This window comes from Paenibacillus sp. B46(2026) (genome assembly GCF_056786355.1).
Map to the genome: position 1 here is coordinate 2076215 of NZ_CM165907.1, position 18249 is coordinate 2094463.

Annotated in this window: 19 protein-coding genes; 13 read left to right on the top strand and 6 right to left on the bottom strand. The window is 45.9% G+C overall.

Annotated elements, in window-relative coordinates:
• Positions 1–12 precede the first annotated feature (12 nt).
• The 4 genes from sufB to AC1S8V_RS09530 all read left to right on the top strand — a co-directional run bounded on the left by sufB (position 13) and on the right by AC1S8V_RS09530 (position 4243).
• Entirely contained in the window at positions 13–1410 is a 1398-nt protein-coding gene (gene sufB / locus AC1S8V_RS09515) for a Fe-S cluster assembly protein SufB (protein WP_036669904.1), read from the top strand.
• A 262-nt stretch (positions 1411–1672) separates the two neighbouring features.
• Positions 1673–3025 (top strand): jacalin-like lectin, encoded by a 1353-nt coding sequence (locus AC1S8V_RS09520; RefSeq protein ID WP_482073410.1) that lies wholly within the window; start codon positions 1673–1675, stop codon positions 3023–3025.
• Positions 3026–3235: 210 nt separating this feature from the next.
• Entirely contained in the window at positions 3236–3955 is a 720-nt protein-coding gene (locus AC1S8V_RS09525; protein WP_482073411.1) for a M23 family metallopeptidase, read from the top strand.
• Between the two features lie 156 nt (positions 3956–4111).
• Positions 4112–4243, top strand: coding sequence for a YjcZ family sporulation protein (locus AC1S8V_RS09530; RefSeq protein ID WP_482073412.1), 132 nt, complete (start codon positions 4112–4114; stop codon positions 4241–4243).
• 67 nt (positions 4244–4310) lie between these two features.
• Here AC1S8V_RS09530 and AC1S8V_RS09535 read toward each other — a convergent pair whose 3' ends face one another.
• Entirely contained in the window at positions 4311–5360 is a 1050-nt protein-coding gene (locus AC1S8V_RS09535) for an HD-GYP domain-containing protein (RefSeq protein ID WP_482073413.1), read from the bottom strand.
• Between the two features lie 123 nt (positions 5361–5483).
• Positions 5484–6233, bottom strand: a complete 750-nt coding sequence (locus tag AC1S8V_RS09540; RefSeq protein ID WP_482073414.1) for a molybdenum cofactor biosynthesis protein — start codon at positions 6231–6233, stop codon at positions 5484–5486.
• Between the two features lie 120 nt (positions 6234–6353).
• Between AC1S8V_RS09540 and AC1S8V_RS09545 the strand changes: the two genes are divergently transcribed.
• From AC1S8V_RS09545 to AC1S8V_RS09575, 7 genes are all read left to right on the top strand, one after another.
• Positions 6354–7787 (top strand): bifunctional metallophosphatase/5'-nucleotidase, encoded by a 1434-nt coding sequence (locus tag AC1S8V_RS09545; RefSeq protein ID WP_482073415.1) that lies wholly within the window; start codon positions 6354–6356, stop codon positions 7785–7787.
• Between the two features lie 67 nt (positions 7788–7854).
• On the top strand, positions 7855–8976 hold the full coding sequence (locus AC1S8V_RS09550; RefSeq protein ID WP_482073416.1) for an HD-GYP domain-containing protein: 1122 nt from the start codon (positions 7855–7857) through the stop codon (positions 8974–8976).
• A gap of 221 nt (positions 8977–9197) precedes the next feature.
• Positions 9198–10334, top strand: coding sequence for a radical SAM/CxCxxxxC motif protein YfkAB (gene yfkAB, locus AC1S8V_RS09555; RefSeq protein WP_482073417.1), 1137 nt, complete (start codon positions 9198–9200; stop codon positions 10332–10334).
• Positions 10335–10380: 46 nt separating this feature from the next.
• A complete protein-coding gene (locus tag AC1S8V_RS09560; RefSeq protein WP_482073418.1) occupies positions 10381–11733 on the top strand; it encodes a hemolysin family protein in 1353 nt (450 codons plus the stop codon).
• Between the two features lie 211 nt (positions 11734–11944).
• On the top strand, positions 11945–12184 hold the full coding sequence (locus AC1S8V_RS09565) for a spore coat associated protein CotJA (protein ID WP_179088483.1): 240 nt from the start codon (positions 11945–11947) through the stop codon (positions 12182–12184).
• Complete coding sequence (locus AC1S8V_RS09570) at positions 12174–12449, top strand: spore coat protein CotJB (protein ID WP_076209123.1); 276 nt, start codon at positions 12174–12176, stop codon at positions 12447–12449. The genes AC1S8V_RS09565 and AC1S8V_RS09570 overlap by 11 nt, the downstream gene beginning before the upstream one ends.
• A 22-nt stretch (positions 12450–12471) precedes the next feature.
• Entirely contained in the window at positions 12472–13041 is a 570-nt protein-coding gene (locus AC1S8V_RS09575) for a manganese catalase family protein (protein WP_145319609.1), read from the top strand.
• 161 nt (positions 13042–13202) lie between these two features.
• Here the strand turns inward: AC1S8V_RS09575 and AC1S8V_RS09580 are convergent, their stop codons facing one another.
• The 4 genes from AC1S8V_RS09580 to AC1S8V_RS09595 all read right to left on the bottom strand — a co-directional run bounded on the left by AC1S8V_RS09580 (position 13203) and on the right by AC1S8V_RS09595 (position 16801).
• Complete coding sequence (locus AC1S8V_RS09580) at positions 13203–14195, bottom strand: 3-oxoacyl-[acyl-carrier-protein] synthase III C-terminal domain-containing protein (RefSeq protein WP_482073419.1); 993 nt, start codon at positions 14193–14195, stop codon at positions 13203–13205.
• 54 nt (positions 14196–14249) lie between these two features.
• Complete coding sequence (locus AC1S8V_RS09585; RefSeq protein ID WP_482073420.1) at positions 14250–14600, bottom strand: hypothetical protein; 351 nt, start codon at positions 14598–14600, stop codon at positions 14250–14252.
• A 188-nt stretch (positions 14601–14788) separates the two neighbouring features.
• Positions 14789–15157, bottom strand: coding sequence for a carboxymuconolactone decarboxylase family protein (locus AC1S8V_RS09590; protein WP_482073421.1), 369 nt, complete (start codon positions 15155–15157; stop codon positions 14789–14791).
• A gap of 12 nt (positions 15158–15169) precedes the next feature.
• Entirely contained in the window at positions 15170–16801 is a 1632-nt protein-coding gene (locus AC1S8V_RS09595) for a thiamine pyrophosphate-binding protein (protein ID WP_482073422.1), read from the bottom strand.
• Between the two features lie 313 nt (positions 16802–17114).
• Between AC1S8V_RS09595 and AC1S8V_RS09600 the strand changes: the two genes are divergently transcribed.
• Positions 17115–17246 carry a hypothetical protein gene (locus AC1S8V_RS09600; RefSeq protein WP_482073423.1) on the top strand — a complete coding sequence of 44 codons (132 nt, stop codon included), beginning with the start codon at positions 17115–17117 and terminating at the stop codon, positions 17244–17246.
• Positions 17224–18180: a Gfo/Idh/MocA family protein gene (locus tag AC1S8V_RS09605; RefSeq protein WP_482073424.1), complete on the top strand. Its 957-nt coding sequence runs from the start codon at positions 17224–17226 to the stop codon at positions 18178–18180. The genes AC1S8V_RS09600 and AC1S8V_RS09605 overlap by 23 nt, the downstream gene beginning before the upstream one ends.
• Positions 18181–18249 lie beyond the last annotated feature (69 nt).

Below are 18249 nucleotides of genomic sequence, written 5' to 3' on the forward strand. Positions count from 1 at the left end.
AGGTAGAGCAAGATGGCTAAAAAAGCACCAGAAATGGAAGAGTACAAATATGGTTTTCGCGATGAGCACAAATCCATCTTTCAAACCGGTAAAGGTCTGACTGCAGAAGTGGTTACCGAGATTTCCAAGATTAAGAATGAACCGGAATGGATGTTGGAATTCCGTTTGAAATCCTTGAAACAATTCGAAAAGATGCCAATGCCGAAATGGGGCGGAGATCTCGACGGATTGGATTTCAATGAAATTCAATACTACGTTCGTGCTTCGGAGAAGCAAGGTAAAACATGGGAGGAAGTTCCTTCCGAAATCAAGGAAACCTTTGATAAACTGGGTATCCCTGAAGCAGAGCAGAAGTTCCTTGCAGGTGTATCGGCTCAGTATGAGTCCGAGGTTGTATACCACAACATGCAAAAGGAATTGGAAGACCAGGGTGTAATCTTCATGGATACGGATACGGCTCTCAGAGAGCATCCGGAAATCCTGCGTGAATATTTTGCAACGGTTATTCCGCCAGCAGATAACAAATTTGCTGCATTGAATAGTGCGGTATGGTCCGGAGGAAGCTTCATCTACGTGCCTAAGGGCGTTAAATGTGAAGTGCCTCTGCAAGCCTACTTCCGGATCAACTCCGAGAATATGGGACAATTCGAGCGTACACTCATCATTGCCGACGAAGACAGCTTCGTTCACTATGTAGAGGGATGTACAGCTCCAATCTACAGCACGAACTCACTGCACAGTGCGGTCGTTGAGATCATTTGTAAGAAAAATGCCCGTGTTCGTTACACAACGATCCAAAACTGGGCACCAAACATCTACAACCTCGTTACGAAACGTGCGGTTGCAGAAGAAAATGCAACGATGGAATGGGTCGATGGTAACATCGGTTCCAAACTGACGATGAAATATCCAGCGGTTGTACTGAAAGGCCGTGGAGCTAAAGGTTCCGTACTCTCCATCGCTGTAGCTGGTAAAAACCAGCATCAGGATGCAGGTGCGAAAATGATTCACTTGGCTCCGGATACAACATCTACGATTGTATCCAAGTCGATTAGTAAACATGGTGGTAAAGTAACGTACCGTGGTTTGGCTTCCTTTGGACGTCAAGCGGAGGGCGCGAAATCCAATATCAAGTGTGATACACTCATTCTCGATAATGAGTCCACATCGGATACGATTCCTTACAATGAAATCATGAATGATAACATCATGCTGGAGCATGAAGCTACAGTGTCCAAAGTGTCCGAGGATCAGCTCTTCTACCTGATGAGCCGTGGTCTGACTGATGCAGAAGCTACACAGATGATCATCATGGGCTTCATTGAGCCATTCACGAAGGAATTGCCAATGGAATACGCCGTTGAGATGAATAGATTGATCAAATTCGAAATGGAAGGCTCTATTGGTTAATCCTTTTAATACAAGGATTATCTAGTATTAGGGGACGCACGTGTCCTGAGTCCGACCTGAATTAATTCATGCAACGCTGATGAAGATCGAGGGGAGTTCCCTTCGGTCTTTTTCTTTTTTTTGTGTTAAACGGAGTTTCCTTTAAGATATGTAATTAGGGGATAACAGCAATAGTCCTATTTATACAAATGAAGCGAGCGCATTTATTCTTCTGATAACGAATGTTACATATATTTGAATAGATTCAAATATGAGGAGGGATATGATGCGAAGAAGTATAGTTAAAAAGGGAGCAGCCTTGGTATTGTCAGCTGTAGTTGCCTTTACGAGCTCTCCGTTATTTTCACCAACGGCTAGTGCAGCAGTAGGTGGGAGAGTAACCGGTACATTCAACGTACTTAGTTACAATGTTGGTGGCCTTCCGGATCTGGTATCCAGTTCCAACCCCAAGGAGTACACCGTTCAGATTTCCCCAAAATTAAATGACTATGACATCATTAATGTGCAAGAGGATTTTAATTATCATAATGAGCTGATATCCCAAGTCACTCTGCCGTATTTGACGACAACAAGTGGAGTAGCAGGTTTTGGCAGTGGGTTGAACAGTTTATCCAGATATCCATTCCGTGACTTGAAGCGCATTACCTGGGATAAGAGATCCGGTCTTTTTGACAATGGTAGTGATGAACTGACTCCAAAGGGATTTACAGCAGCTACTTATGAAATTGCACCCCAGGTGAAAGTGGACGTATACAATTTGCACGCAGATGCAGGTAGCGACGATAAATCGCTTGAGGCCAGGCGAGATAATATCCAACAACTCTCCAACTACATAAAGGAGCACTCGGACGGTAACGCGGTTATCGTATTGGGAGATACCAATACACGGTATACCCGTGCGGCTGACAATATAGAGTTGCTCATGTCTGAAAATGGTTTAAGAGATCCGTGGATCGATTTGATTCGAGGTGGGAATATTCCTGCTGATGGAGATGCCCTTATGGACGCAACCAACTTAAATGGACCGAACTATGAGATAGTGGATAAGATTTTGTATCGCGGAAGCAAGGCGTTATCCCTAAATGCACAGAGCTATCGTTTGGAAAATCAGACGTTTGTTGATCCGACTGGCAAACAACTTTCTGATCATTATCCAATTACAGCGGAATTCGTGTATAGTACATCTCCTCAGTACCAACTTAGTTCATCGATTGGTGGGTCCGGAGGGATCGGTTTTAATGATCTGAATCATATTCCGGAAGCCAGACCCAGCTCTTTTGTACTCAATTCGGGTAACCGTGTGGACAGCATTTCAACATTGTACATGGATGGAACGAACCTGACACATGGCGGCCAATCGAATAAAACCACACTGAACCTGGAAGACGGAGAGTACTTCACCCAGGCGACAATTGGTCAAGGGACAAGGAATGGAGATAAACGGATCTTTTACGTGGAGTTGTCTACCAATCTTGGAAATAAAATCGAAGGCGGACAAAAAACATCGGACCAACTCAATCTTGAGGCACCAGCAGGGTGGTATATAGCCGGATTTTATGGAAGAGCAGGACAGGAGTTGGATCAGCTAGGTGTCATATACAGACCTCTGAATTAAGTGTGTGTATTCCTTGAAATGAAATAATAATATGTACATCTCATAGAGTGTTTATAACGACATGGCTGCGCCGCTTGGAGTATATGTTGGAGAGACCGGAAGGTTTTTCCAATCATATTCTGAGCGGTATTTTTGTGGAATAAAATAAGACCAATAGCACAAGCCATTTCATAGATTTAAGCATTTAATGATAGAAAAGGATGTGAGTGTATGAGCGTTAACCCTTTCGAGGGATATCGAATTACAAGTTCATTCGGCTATCGAATTCATCCCATTCATGGTGGACAGACGTTTCATCGCGGAGTTGATCTCGTGACAGAGCCCTGGAATGGCCCCGTTTATGCCTTTATGGAGGGGAGGGTACGTTTTGCTTCCGAGGGAGTTACAGGCTCCGGATTCGGCGGTTACGGGCTTACAGTAGCACTTCAGGATCATCGAGGTTATTTGCATTGTTATGCGCACCTTTCACATATTGCTGTAAGCGTTGGACAGCGGGTGAAGCGAGGCCAGCTTATTGGTAATCAGGGGAGCACAGGTCAGAGTACTGGTCCGCATGTACATTATGAGATCCGTAAAACAAGCGCGCCATCTTACGGATATACTGCCAGCGAAGATGGTGTGACAGAACCGGGAGCATACCTGCAGTCTGAATACGGAACTGCTTCCCAGGAAGAGGAGGCCCAGCCGATGACCACGGAGCAGAAGAGAGTGTTTGAAGCCATGCAGAAAACGCTGGAAATTCAGGGAGAATGGATTCAGCAACAGAAGCATTTTTCCGATATGGATTGTCCTGCATGGGCGCAGCAAGCGTTAGACTATTATCGACCGTTTATTATGAACGATACAGGCAGTTATGAATTTTGGCGATTACTTGTCATCATGTACCGCAAGGAAAACGGTATCCAGGTTCATTCCGATCCTGATATATAAAACATTACAGTGAAGAGCGATTAGGAAGAGATCGAATCTTCAGGCAGGATGCGGGACCAGACAGACAACTATTTATCGAATGTTGCTCTTTCGCCCGGTTCATCTGGCGTGGAGTGTCATATGTTAGGGTATACCTGATGAAGAGGAGGCAATCACATGAGCGAAGTAGGATATGGCTGTGGAGGCAACGTAGGCGGCGTAGGTGGATACAATCCATTCACATCGACTGGTGCAATCTTGGTACTGTTTATTCTGTTGGTTATCATCACCAAAGCATTCTGCGTATAATCCAACATAAACGAATCGAAATAGACAAAAGGGAAGCCGATTACGGCTTCCCTTTTGATACTTATGCTTACTGTACATAGATTTCAACGATAGCAATATCTCTTTCCTTTGCTAAATCAATAAAGGCCGTAGAGGTCTGAACGAGCGGCCGGAAATAATCTGCAGGATTATTCATGACAATGAGTCCCGTTTGACCCGTCGTGAGCAGCACTCGTTTACCGATAAAATTCGGCAGCATGTGCTTGATCAGTTCTTGCGTTGCTTCACCATTTAGCTGACCGAAGCTTAGGCTGTACAGTTCGCACAGAACAGAGATAAGCTCCTGTTTGGTCTGGTACACCCGATTCGTCGTCATCGCGCTGTAGACGTCAGCTACAGCCGTTATACGGGAATATGGATGGATCTCGTCACCTCGAAGTCCATGAGGATAACCACTTCCATCCTCGCGCTCATGATGCTGAAGGGCAACGGTTGCCAGAATTTCATCTTGCGTTGATTCTTTAATAATATCGTACCCATAGAACGTGTGTTTCTTCATTTCATCGAACTCTTCCGTGGTCAGTTTACCAGGTTTATGTAACATTTCAGAAGGAATCTTGGACTTGCCGATATCATGGAGATATCCTGCTTTCGCTACCGTTAGACATTCCTCGGGGTTGTAGCCCATCCAGCCGGCGATATAAAAAGCGAGCATTCCGACTTGCAATGAATGGTTGTAGGTATAGTCACTATCCCCGTCAAGCATGAGCAACAAGGAGACTACATCTTTCTGTTTTTCCAGCTGTCCCGTTAGGGTAATCAAAATCTCATCGACCTGTGTCTCATCAATAAAACCCTTCTCCATCGCTTGTTGAAACAGAGATTCAGTACCTTTGATCGTATCGTTAAACAGATTAGTTAACAGACGGGTTTGATCGGAAGGTATGGTTTGTGCATCAGAGTGTAGGTCGGATGTTGTATGTTCTACATCTGCGTAATCGATTCCATGTTGCAGCAGCTTGGACAGGTCATCTTCACTGAGGGTGGAACCTTTCATCAGCATGTGGAGACCCGAACTGTTGTATACATCATTTTTTAACAGGTCGCCAGGTTTAAGATCAGTAACATGCACTCTCACGTATAAACCACCTTTTCCTCGACTAATATCGACACATATCATTATAATAACAAGAAAAAAATGGGTTGACAACGACTTATTTACTATTAACCCACTCCATCAAAAAGGTGTAATGACTCATGGTTAGTTCTCCATGGGGTTCCAGGGTCCTAGTTGATGTCCCTTCCATTCAGAGCCATCTTCCCAGATTTCCTTTTTCCAGATCGGGACCGTCTGTTTGAGTCTTTCAATGGCGTAGCGGCTTGCATCATAACAGTCATTGCGGTGAGGCGAGGAAACGGCAATGACTACACTAATCTCTGCCACATCCACTTTGCCGATGCGGTGACTGATCGCACACAGTACACCAGGCCAGCGATCGGAGATTTCCGTTCCAATGGCTGCCATCTGAGAAAGGGCCATCGGTACATAGGCCTCGTATTCCAGATGCACGGTACGCTGTTCACCGGTCATTTCACGAGTCGTACCTACAAAAGTAAGCGCTGCGCCGTGATTTGCGGTAATGACTAGCGCCGTTGTAGCTTCCACAGACAAGACGGACTCGGTAATCAGAAATAAGCCATCTTCCGTGCGATGTTCAGGAGAGGTGGAGGCAGCATGCTTTTCATCAGGCAGATCCGTACCATCACCTCCGGAGACAGGAGGGATTAAGGCAAGTTCGTCTTCTGACTTAAGTATAGTATCGGCAGGAGCGTACTGCTGGTTAACTGCGAGAAAGGATGTTCGTATCTGAGAAGCTGCCTCTGGGTAGGCCAGACTCAGTTTTTCTTTTACATCGGCAGCAGTCGGAGCGTCTCCAATGTACTCAAACTCCAGAAGGGATGTATTTAAACGTTCTGCAATGCCTGCAAATAGTTGAATTGTCAATTTCATAGATATGACTCACCTCTTTTTGATCTCTAAACCCTTTAAATATATCATAACGACGCGGAAAATGTTATGCTTATCTATTAGAAGAATGAACGTTTATTGAAGAGTGGGGGAGGCGGTGTGATGAGCACCAGAGAGAAGCAAATGTTAACGATTCTGCACACCAATGACATCCACAGTCACTTCGGCTCCATGAGCACCATCGCCGCTATGATCAATGAGGAACGTGAACAAGATGGGAACCTCCTTGTACTGGATATCGGCGATCATATGGACCGTATGGCCGTTGAGACAGAAGGTACGCTGGGCACGGCTAACGTTGATGTGATCAATCTGACTGGATATGATGCCATCACCATAGGAAACAACGAAGGACTGACCTTTACGCCTGATCAGCTCGCACAGTCCTACGCTGGACTTCTGTGTCCTGTGGTATGTGGCAATGTCGTTGAACAAGCCACCGGTCTCCCGCCTGTGTGGATGAAACCTTCCCTCGTCGTGGAGAAAGGTCCATTTTGCATTGGTCTGCTGGGGGCTACTGCGCCATTCACCACGTTCTACGAACTGCTGGGTTGGGATGTTCTGGACCCGTTGGAGACACTAAGAGTTCAGGTTGAAGCAGTACGCTCTGAAGTGGATGTGGTGATTATTCTCTCGCATCTGGGACTTTCCACAGATCGGAGACTGGCGGAACAGATTGCTGGAATTGATGTTATTCTCGGTGGGCATACCCATCATGTTCTGGAAGAACCAGTAGTCATTGGTCAGACCGTGCTGGGCGCAGCTGGTAAATTTGGCCAGTGGCTTGGGAAAGTGGTTCTGGAACGAACCAGTTTGGGAGAACCTCTCCAACTGGTAAGTAGCGGATGTGTTAGTACCGAGAGTATACTACTGGATGATCAGGTCACGCTGGCAATCGCCACGAATCGTACGGAAGCCGAAAGGGCACTGGATCAGACAGCAGTGATCACGGACCGGTTGTTGCCCGTCCAATATGACCAGGAATCTCCTTTTGCATCACTGCTTGCACAAGCTGTCCGTCAATTCACAGGAGCTCAGCTGTCTCTGGTGAATGCGGGTCAGCTTCTTGGAGACCTTCCACAAGGCAAAATTACGAAAGGAATGTTGCATTCCCTATGTCCATCTCCTATAAATGCTTGTACAATATGCTTGAGTGGAAGTCATATTCGTGAAGCGCTTGAGCAGTCCTTGTTGGATGAGTTCTCAGGTAAACCCATTGTAGGATTTGGTTTTCGTGGTCAAATTCTCGGTACGTTATGTATGGATGGAATGGAAGTTCAATACAATCCAACTGCGCCAGCTTATCAGAAAATCCAATCTATTTCCATCAATGGGGAGCCTATGGACGATCAAGGTGAGTATGTCGTTGGAACGCTGGACATGTTTACATTTAACGTAGGGTATCCTTCTTTGGCTCATGGAACCAACACGCTCTATCATCTTCCGGAATTCATACGCGATTTGCTGGAACTGGAATTAAAACGACCAGGGGCGCTGGACGACAGCCTGCGAGCCCGTTGGCGTGAAACTGAATAAAGGACTTGCCTTCTGCTGAAGCGGCGGCTAGTGGTAATTACATCTACGGAGCGGGAGAGGATAGGCTGTGCGTTTAGTACATATAAACTTATTGCAGCCTGGCATGAAGCTGGGGAAACGTATTTATAGTGAAGAGGGCCTGGTATTGCTTAGTGAGGATGTAGAGCTAACAAACCGACTGATTGGGCGTCTCAAAGATCTCGGGGTTGGTTATGTTTATATCAGAGATGCCGCGACCGAAGATATCATTGTTCCGGATATGTTGCGGGAAGAGACCAGGAGGAAAGCGCTGGTAGAAATCAAACAGCAATTCCAGAGTATGTCAGGACTGAAAACGAAGAACCGGATTCCTCATTTCGGTAAAGCGCTTAGTGGTGTGATGAATACCATTCTGGAAGACATCGGAAGTCAAAAGGAAGCCATGATTATGCTGATGGACATGAACTCCAGTGATTTTGACCTGTATAATCATTCTCTGAATGTATGTGTGTACTCACTGGTTCTTGGCGTCGCTGCGGGTTACACACGCCAGCAATTAATGGAGATTGGTCTGGGTGCCTTGTTGCATGACATTGGCAAGACTCAGATTGCATCGGAAATACTTCATAAGCCCTCCAGATTGAGTGACGAGGAATTTAAAATCATTCAGCAGCACACTACATATGGACATCGTATTCTCAAAGACGAACCAGGTATACCGCTTCTATCTGCACATTGTGCATTGCAGCATCATGAACGAATTGATGGCAGTGGATATCCACTTGGCCTGAAGGACAAAGAGATTCATGAATATGCCAAATGGATTGCGCTTGCTGATTCATATGATGCCATGACAACGAATCGGGTGTACAAGCAAGCCTTGCTGCCGCATCAGGCAGTAGAGGTGTTATATACGGGTTCAGGCACGCTTTACGAACAGCGGATGCTGGAGAGATTCAGGGATTGTGTAGCGATCTACCCCGTGGGTCTTTCCGTCACGCTTAGTACAGGAGAAGTTGGGGTGGTCGCAGGAATCCATCCACGTGTTCCCCAGCGTCCCCTCATCCGAGTCCTTAAGGATGCGGATGGTCAGACGTTATCTTCGCCTTACGAAATTAACCTGTCGACAGCATTGTCTGTCATGATTACAGGTGTGGAAGGTGTGGAGGATGCACCTTCATCCGCCCAAAGTGAACGGTTGGAAAGCTGAACAAGCTTGGAAGATGATTAGCGCTCATGTCGTAATATCGGGGCCGTTTCGTGATTCGGCCCGGAGTTGCTTGAGCGTTTTTTGTCATGTAATGGACAGGGTCCACGTATGCCGGAGCATTCAAAATTGTGCTATGATAAAAGATAACTCCAAAAAGAGAAACACAAGGTATGATGTAAATAAAACTTTTTAGGTTAATAAAAGGAATAAGGTGAAGAACAATGACCATGCTAAACTCAGGATCGGTACAACCGATGCCTTTATCGCCGACGAATGATCCGTGGGATCCGATCGGCTCTCTGCATACATATGGACGCCATGTGCTGACCAGTGTAGAAATGACGGTTACACATCTGTGCAACATGAGGTGTGAGCACTGCGCTGTGGGAGATATGCTTACGATGCGTGAAGCGCCAGCTCTTCCGTTACCGCTGATGCTGAAACGATTGGATGAAGTCGAGCATCTGCAGACGATTAGTCTGACGGGTGGCGAGCCAAGCTTTAGCCAGAAAACAGTGGATGAGATGATTATCCCACTGCTTAAATATGCCAAGGAACGTGGCATACGTTCCCAGATCAATTCGAACTTAACACTGGATATTAGCCGGTATGAGCAACTTTTACCGTATCTGGACGTTATGCATATCTCATTCAATTATCTGAATGCAGATGATTTCCATCACGTTGGATTTGCGAACAGTGGCAGACCTGTGAAACGTGAAGTAGCGGTGAAGATGTATGAGAAAATGATTGAAAATTCGCGCAAATTGAGTGAAGCAGGCATGTTTATCTCTGCCGAGTCTATGATTAACTTCCGTACGCACGACAAACTGGATGGTATTCACCAATTGATTCGTGAGATGGGCTGTGTCCGTCATGAAGTGCATCCGATGTATAACTCGAACTTTGCTTCGTCGTTGCCCGTGTTATCACTGGACCATATGAGAGCAGCGATTCATCGTTTGCTTGATGTGCGTGACAAGGATATGTGGATGCTTTTCGGTACACTGCCATTCTTCGCGTGTAGTGCAGCAGAGCAGGATCGGGAACTGATCAACCGACTATACAGCGAGCCCAATGTGACGGTACGCAATGATCCGGATGGACGCAACCGCGTTAACGTGAACATGTTCACGGGTAATGTGTATGTGACGGATTTTGCGGACATCCCGGCATTTGGCAATATTCGAGATCGTAAGCTGGATGATGTATTCCATGAGTGGTCAGCAGAACATCCGTTGAATCAGACGGTTAACTGCCATTGCGATATCGCTTCCTGTTGCGGGCCAAACCTGCTGGTGGCAGATATGTACTACAAAGGTGTGGATTTCAAATCGAGAAAGGCAATCACACGTTGATATTCCAGATGTATTCCTGAAATAGATAGAAAAGGGGAGTTTCAACTTGGATATTCATACCGAATTTCATCTTGGACAGCTGGTATTTAATCTGGTCTGTGTCTTTTTGCTCGTATTTTTGAATGGCGTATTTGTTGCAGCGGAATTTTCCCTTGTGAAAGTAAGGCAAACACGCTTAACTCAATTGCAGAGTGAAGGAAACCGTATGGCTGGTTACGCACTGAAGGTGAATAGTAAACTGGATTCCTATCTATCGGCAACTCAGTTCGGGATTACGCTGACATCACTTGGACTTGGGTGGCTGGGAGAACCGGCAATCTCCGAATTGCTCGTTGAGCCACTCATGTTTAAGCTCGGTGTAGGAGATACAGGCCTTATATCAACCGTGTCCGTCATTATCGGTTTCTGTATCATTACGTTTCTGCATATTGTGCTGGGTGAACTTGCGCCTAAGTCTTTGGCTATTCAAAAAACAGACGGAGTTGCATTGTTCTTATCTGCACCTTTGCTGTTGTTCTATAAAATCTTCTTCCCGTTCATCTGGGTACTGAATGTATCGGCTAATGCATTGCTGCGATTGGCGGGTATCGAACCTGCCAGTGAAGGAGAAGCTCACTCGGAAGATGAACTTCGTATTCTGATGAAGCAGAGTGCCAAGAGTGGTGTCATCGATAAGGATGAGATCAAACTGATGGACAACATCTTTGATTTCTCCGATATGCTGGCACGTGAAGTGATGCTGCCACGTACAGACATGAATTGTCTTTACACCCATATGTCTTTGGAAGAGAACCTGGAGATTATTAATGCAACCAAACATTCCCGGTATCCTGTCGCAGTAGAAGACAAGGATGAGATTATCGGATTTATCCACATTACTGATCTGTTGTTGGCTGAACCCGAGCAACAACATGATCTGGCTTCACTTGTCCGTCCAATCTTGAACGTGCCTGAATCGATGGAAATCAGCCATGTGCTGCGTTTGATGCAGAAGAAACATTCCCAGATGACGCTGGTAGTGGATGAATATGGTGGTACAGCTGGGCTACTGACTGCCGAAGAGATTCTGGAAGAGATCGTTGGGGACTTGTATGACGAGTTTGAGGATGAGCGTCCGCATATGGAACGCATGGGTGATTCGTTTTCCATTGACGGTCGATCTCTTATTGAAGAAGTTCATAAGTGGACTGGAGCCATCATTGAGGATGAAGAAGTGGATACCATTGGTGGATGGCTGTTTAAAGAGCTTGGAGGTAGTCCCGCCAAGGGCAAAACTCAGGAACTGAACGGATACGTCTTTGAAGTGGAAGAATCCACCCGTTTGCGAATTACTCGGGTTCGAGTGTACAAGCAATCGGTTTCTCAAGACATGAATTCGGAAGAAAAGCCTGCAGAATAGATTTGTTGTAGACCTTTGGAAGTGCCGTAAGAGGTGCTTCCTAGGGTCTTTTTTTGGTTGAGAGTGAAGTAGGCATGAGAAATTCCTTTACGAAGTTTTGGATAAATGGGGATTAACCTGTAGAACTGAAACATATGCATATAGAGACGGGAAGCAATGGTTTGAATTGTATGGGGGATGTTTGTAAATATCGTTAAAGGAGGCGTTTCGAGTGAAGGATCCACAGCTTCGGGCCTATGCTCCTTTTGTAGGGCCGTTTGATCCTTGTAAACCGATGGAAATCCGCACGTATCTTGTTCCGCCGCAGTTGTTTATACCTTTCCAGCCTATGGGTTGGCCGCAATACAGTCCGGCAGAAGCGCTTAGACTGGGAACATTATGGCCTGCATTATATAGCCCTTACACATCTAAGAAATCAAAGGAGAGGAAGGTGGAAGCAGATGGAACCTGAAGCACCGAAAGCCTGTGATGCAAAATACTACGAGTTGCTGGAAGAACTTCAGGCGCTGGACTTCGTGTTAGTGGAACTGAATCTGTATCTGGATACCCATCCGGGTGACTTCCAAAGCATTGAGCAGTACAACAAGTTCAGCCAGGAGCGAATGCGGGTAGCTCATGAGTTTCAACAGCTGTATGGACCGCTGATGAATTTTGGTCATGCCTTCTCGAAATATCCCTGGGAGTGGTCCCAGACACCTTGGCCTTGGCAGGTATAAAAGTTAAAGGAGGAGTCGTGGAATGTGGGTCTACGAGAAAAAACTGCAATATCCCGTTCGCGTGAGCAAATGTGACCCTTATATGGCCAAATTACTGATGGAACAGTATGGCGGAGCAGATGGTGAATTGGCGGCAGCCTTGCGGTATCTGAATCAACGTTATACTATTCCAGACAAGATTATTGGTCTGTTGAATGATATCGGCACAGAAGAATTTGCTCATTTAGAGATGATTGCAACCATGATCTATAAGCTCACCAAAGATGCTACAGTGGAACAGCTGGAGCAAGCCGGGCTGGCTGCTCACTACGTTAATCATGATAAGGCCCTTTTTTACAGTAATGCAGCAGGCGTACCGTTTACCGCTACGTATATTCAAGCCAAGGGTGATCCGATTGCGGATCTGTACGAGGACATTGCAGCGGAAGAAAAGGCCCGGGCTACATACCAATGGTTGATCGACATGACGGATGACGTGGATCTGCAGGACAGCCTGAAATTTCTGAGGGAACGGGAGATTGTACATTCTTTGCGTTTTCGTGAGGCTGTAGAGATTCTGAAGGACGATCGGGAGACAAAGAAGATTTTCTGACAAGGTAGAAAAGGCGAGTGTTTGGCAGTCCGGTGAGGACTGCTTTTTGCTTTGAGTTCATACGTGGTGAAATGAGAATTGCATTCAAATAAAAAGACGATCCTTTTGAATTGAAATAAAAGGGATCGTCCTGGTTATTATTATGGTGAATAAAGGTTAGCCTAGTATTCAACCACCATGGCAACATTTTGCCACCCGGCTCCAACCGTCCAGAACAACACTTTGTCACCACGCTGAATCTGACCACTTGTAACCGCCCGATGCAATGCGATGAATGGACTGCTGGTTGAGGTATATCCGAATTCGTCTCCGATGTAGACGGCAATATCATGACCGATGCCGATATTCTCGGATACAGCGCGAATGTTACCAATGGAAAGTTGAGAGAAGCAGGCGGCTTTGATCTCGCCTGGTGCAATCTCGTTGCGTGTTAACAGAGTGCGAATGGACTCCGAAGCGGCATCCACGCAGATGGAATCATCGAATGGTATGAATTTCACATGAAAAGCACCTGAATCTACACCCGTTTTGCCCAGTTTCGCTAGGCCTTCTGCCGGGAAGAGCGAATTACCATACACACAGGTATCCGTCTGATAGATAGAATCAATGAAACCGACAGCATGTTCATCTCGCTCCACAATAACCGCCGCTGCTGCATCACCGAAATTGGCGAAGTATACGGGATCATCGGGACTGGCGTGAGGAGCCACGTAATCGGAGCCGATGATTAATGCCCTGCGAATTCGAGGATTGCCCAGCATCTGCCGGCTAACCTGTTCGAAAGCAGCGGTCATGCCTGCACAGTTCGCGTTACTGTCAATGCAGATCGTGTGAGAAGCCCCGTTAATCAGGCGATGAATCATCAGGGAATTCGTAGGAAAGATGTATTCTGGCGTTTGGCTTGCATAAGCAATCAGATCAATATCTGCACCGGTGAGTCCGGTTTTCTCCAGTAGGTTACTGGCTGCCTCAAAGGCCATGCTTAGTGAATTTTCGTCATCGTTGTCAATTTTATAACGTGTATCACGACCAAGTGCCTGTAACAATCCACGAATATCTACACCTCTTGCATCAAAATGTTCAATATAAAAATCATTGTGCACCTTGGTTGCTGGATGATAGATATCGATATCTACAATACGAATTCCGGTCATCTTCATTCTCCTCTTGAGCGGAAGGGGGAATTCACAGCTTGTCCGCCTGGTTTATTAAGTGGTAACGGTAGATATGATTTCGAGATTGTTCAGGCCGACAGACCGGCCGAGCCGGGACAGTTGCATTTTTAGAATCGCATTGTTTTCGAGGGTCAACACGACTTTTTTGAATTCGTCTTTTTTGAACATTTGAAGGCAGCCCTCCAGAAGAGGAACAATTTCGGGAGCAGTAACATTCAACTTTTTGCAATCGATGTTCAGGTGATACTCCTTGGTATTGATAGAAGCGATCGTATCCTGATAGGCCGAGATGGAACGCAAACCGTCTTCTTGAGAGAAAGAACCCTCCAGTTCAATGTTTAACACCTTGTTTGGAACGTCAGTCTTAAGAATGAAATTTCCCATGTTTGATCTCTCTCCTTATAAATGAGTTAAGGCTATCCTGCTAATGGATACACAGCCCCATAGGGCCTCTGCTGAAAGCTTCTAAGATGAGAGCTGGTTCGAAGGATAATTTAACCATATTATAAAGGTAGGAATGTAAAAAGATCAATAAAAAAGTCGAATCATGTATAAAAATGTAGAAAAGTGAATTACTGTATTTCATCCAGAGTGGCAAGCAATATATTAAAGGCACTTATAATGCGTGGAGCACCCACACACGGCGCAAGGTGTAGTAATATTCCCTTGAGCTGATCCACTGTCACCCCGACACTCAGAGCCATCGTGTAATGTACCCCCAATTGTTCATACTGTCCTTGGGTGATCAACGAAGAGATGATAGCAACTTCCTTCCATTGATCCGTAATCGTGGTACGCTGAAAAATATCCCCATATGCCGTCCCCATAATAAATTCGGATAATTCGGGAAAATGCTCTTTAATGGGTGCGAGGGCTTTGGCGCCGTACTCACCAGAAAGTTTCGTAAAACGGTCCAGTCCCTGAGCTACATGTTCACTCATGATATGCTCCTCCTAATTCAAAGTTACGGTGCGGTGAGCCGTAGGCGGAATCTCGTCGCGATCCGTCAGAAGTTCAATAACAGTCACCTGATTCAATGTCTGTGCTGTGTTCAGTGCAGATGAGAATTCGGTAAGGGTTTCTGCTCGAAACGCAACCGCACCCAGAGATTCGGCAAATTTGGCTGCATCCATAGGAACTTCATATAATGTGCCATCGATTCTGCCTGTTGTTTTTTCCATTCCTTTGAGTGCCATATCCAGTTGTTTGTTGTTGACGACAATGAAAATGACATTCAGATTGTTGCAGACTGCGGTATTAATCTCCGTCCCAAGCATCATGAAACATCCATCTCCGGTGATGCATACGACGGTCTCTTCAGGTGAAGCGGCCTTTGCGCCTATCGCCATACCGATGGCATTACCCATGCAGGCAAAGTACGCATCAAATACAAAGCTGCCTGGTTTCTTGACTTTATATCGCTGAACCGCATGGAATCCATGGCTGCCATCATCGACAAACAGCTTATGATCGTACGGAAGCAGCTCACTCATCTCGTTCAGCACAGAAGCCAGAGACAGGTGGGGCAGATCCGGTAAAGGGACAGTGTAATCTATAGGTGGCGTGATTCTCTTTGGAGCAGAATGGTCTACGAGTGTGCCTAGCAAATATTGCATGTTGTCCTTCAAATCACCCGTGATATGTAAGGTTTGAGCGCTCAGAATCTTACCTACAAACGTAGGATCAGCATCAAATTGAATGAGGTGTGCCGGGTGGTTCTCAGGCTTCAGGTTGCAGATGGTCATATCACTCAGACGTGAACCGAGTACGATATAGACATCACTTTGATTCAGCATGTCGTCTGCATGCGGGAAACCTCCAACACCACAAGGGCCATGATACAGGGGGTGGTCCCATGCAATCGCTCCTTTTCCACCAGGAGTGGTAATGACGGGAATGTTGAATGTTTCAGCCAAATGAAGCAATTCATCATGAGCTCTGGCGCGACTAACACCTTTACCAGCAATAATTAAGGGACGGTTGGATTGTTGAATGAGAGGAAGAATGCGATTCAGGTTAGATACGCTAAGAAGAGGTTCCGGTTCGGGAATGACAATGCGGCATTGAGATAACAGTTCAGTCTGTACGTCAAAAGGAAGACAGAGGTGAACAGGGCCTTTATTGGGGCCGAGTGCAATGGATAGGGCATGATTCAGCAGGGTGCCAAAATGATCTCCACGCTCAACCAGTTTGCTAAAAAGTGTGGCGGGCCTGAACATCTCGGCCAGATCAGCCAGATAGGAAGAGGAATCCTGGCACTGAGGTAACCCCAGTTCCTGGATGGATTGGTGACCCGTAATAAATAGAACGGGCAGATTGTTGGCCTTTGCATGAGCTGCAGCAGTCAGTAGATTGGTTCCGCCGGGCCCAGATGTGGCAAAGGCAACGCCGAGCTTTCCCGTCTGTAGTGCATAACCGGATGCGGCAAAGCCTGAGCTGGATTCATGACGGCCTGGAATGAATTCTAATCCGTAATCTACCATCTTCAGGACAGCAGGACATATCGATTTGCCAATAATTCCAAAGACATGAGTAACGCCTAGATTACGTAGAGTTTCTGCCAAATAGTCCGCAACTGTTCTCATGCTGGACACCTCGCTTCATGAAATAGGTTATTTGAACCATACGCATATTCCATTTGTTGAATGCAAGTCGTTGTCTAAGGTTGTAGAGGAAATATTCATTGTTATTAGGAAGAGTATCTTTTTTTGTGGTTTTTTGTCAACCTATTCAATAAGTCGAATTTCCTGATTCTTAAGTTGGTAACGCTTAAAGTGTTGCTGGGTAAAGCAAAAATAAATGGTTATATATTCCTGAAACAAATTACCCATCCGAGAACAAGATACAAATATTGTAAAATAATGACTGAAAATGGTGAATTCCAGCTTGCAAGATGACATGGCACTTGAGTTACCTCTTTCTTTCGCATTAGTGTATGCCTTTGGCAACACTTTGCTTTCTGCTATACTGGAAATGGATTGGGGTGAATGGAATGGCAGTGATAAAAATGGCTCTGATTGGGCTGGGTAAAATGGGATTACATATGGTTCATCAAATCGAGAATACAAAGATGGACACGAAGATTGAGATTGTTGCAGTGTGTGATGCGAATGAGGAAAATTTGGCGGCTTTTGCAGCTTCCCATGCGGGGATTAGGACGTATACGGATTACAAGCAACTCATGGACGAACATCAGATTGATCTGCTGTATATTGCAGTTCCGCCGAAATTTCATTATCCGGTTGTCATGGAAGCGCTGGAGCGCAAAATTCATGTATTCTGTGAGAAACCACTTGCCAATAGTGTAGTAGAAGCTAAAGAGATGCTGGATGCAGCAGAGCAGGCGGGCGTCGTTCATGCCATCCATTTCTCTATGCCGCATGAACCTTCAGTGCTGAAGTTGCAAGAGATGATCGAGCAGGGTACTGTGGGTGCGATTCGCAAAATAGACCTGATTCTGCAATTTCCGCAGTGGCCACGATCATGGCAACAGAATGCATGGATTACAAGCCGGGAACAGGGTGGATTTATTCTTGAAGTGGGGATTCACTGGATTCATATGATTCAAAAGGTGTTTGGTGCAATCCGGGTAGTGAGCACTCAGGTTCAATATCCCGAGAATGGAGACTGTGAACTTGAAGTACAGGCTGCTCTGAAGTTGGAAGACGGAACCCGAATTCAGCTAAACGGCATCTCTCAATTTGCGGGGGAAGAACGTGTATCCATGGTGGTGTACGGCACGAAAGGCACGATTGCCCTGGAAAATTGGGAAGAATTGAAGACTGGCCTGGTGGGGCAGCCACTATCTCCAGTGGAAGTGCTTGAATCCGCCAGTGAACTGCCGGTTCTTAAACATGTCATTGCCCGTATACAAGGCAACCCAGCTAAAATATATGACTTTAACGATGGGTATCAGGCACAATTGGTACTGGAAGCGTTGCGAAGTACGGAACAATCAGGATAAAAAAAAGGAGTGTCAGGTTTTTTCATTTCGAAGTGCCTGCTGTAGCTCTTCTTGGATCAGCTCTTCTTA

Bases quoted from the DNA above. Each gene is read 5' to 3' on its own strand.
- sufB (WP_036669904.1), top strand. From the start codon at position 13: ATGGCTAAAAAAGCACCAGAAATGGAAGAGTACAAATATGGTTTTCGC.
- AC1S8V_RS09520 (WP_482073410.1), top strand. From the start codon at position 1,673: ATGATGCGAAGAAGTATAGTTAAAAAGGGAGCAGCCTTGGTATTGTCA.
- AC1S8V_RS09525 (WP_482073411.1), top strand. From the start codon at position 3,236: ATGAGCGTTAACCCTTTCGAGGGATATCGAATTACAAGTTCATTCGGC.
- AC1S8V_RS09530 (WP_482073412.1), top strand. From the start codon at position 4,112: ATGAGCGAAGTAGGATATGGCTGTGGAGGCAACGTAGGCGGCGTAGGT.
- AC1S8V_RS09540 (WP_482073414.1), bottom strand. From the start codon at position 6,233: ATGAAATTGACAATTCAACTATTTGCAGGCATTGCAGAACGTTTAAAT.
- AC1S8V_RS09545 (WP_482073415.1), top strand. From the start codon at position 6,354: ATGAGCACCAGAGAGAAGCAAATGTTAACGATTCTGCACACCAATGAC.
- yfkAB (WP_482073417.1), top strand. From the start codon at position 9,198: ATGACCATGCTAAACTCAGGATCGGTACAACCGATGCCTTTATCGCCG.
- AC1S8V_RS09570 (WP_076209123.1), top strand. From the start codon at position 12,174: ATGGAACCTGAAGCACCGAAAGCCTGTGATGCAAAATACTACGAGTTG.
- AC1S8V_RS09575 (WP_145319609.1), top strand. From the start codon at position 12,472: ATGTGGGTCTACGAGAAAAAACTGCAATATCCCGTTCGCGTGAGCAAA.
- AC1S8V_RS09580 (WP_482073419.1), bottom strand. From the start codon at position 14,195: ATGACCGGAATTCGTATTGTAGATATCGATATCTATCATCCAGCAACC.
- AC1S8V_RS09585 (WP_482073420.1), bottom strand. From the start codon at position 14,600: ATGGGAAATTTCATTCTTAAGACTGACGTTCCAAACAAGGTGTTAAAC.
- AC1S8V_RS09590 (WP_482073421.1), bottom strand. From the start codon at position 15,157: ATGAGTGAACATGTAGCTCAGGGACTGGACCGTTTTACGAAACTTTCT.
- AC1S8V_RS09595 (WP_482073422.1), bottom strand. From the start codon at position 16,801: ATGAGAACAGTTGCGGACTATTTGGCAGAAACTCTACGTAATCTAGGC.
- AC1S8V_RS09600 (WP_482073423.1), top strand. From the start codon at position 17,115: ATGGCACTTGAGTTACCTCTTTCTTTCGCATTAGTGTATGCCTTTGGC.
- AC1S8V_RS09605 (WP_482073424.1), top strand. From the start codon at position 17,224: ATGGCTCTGATTGGGCTGGGTAAAATGGGATTACATATGGTTCATCAA.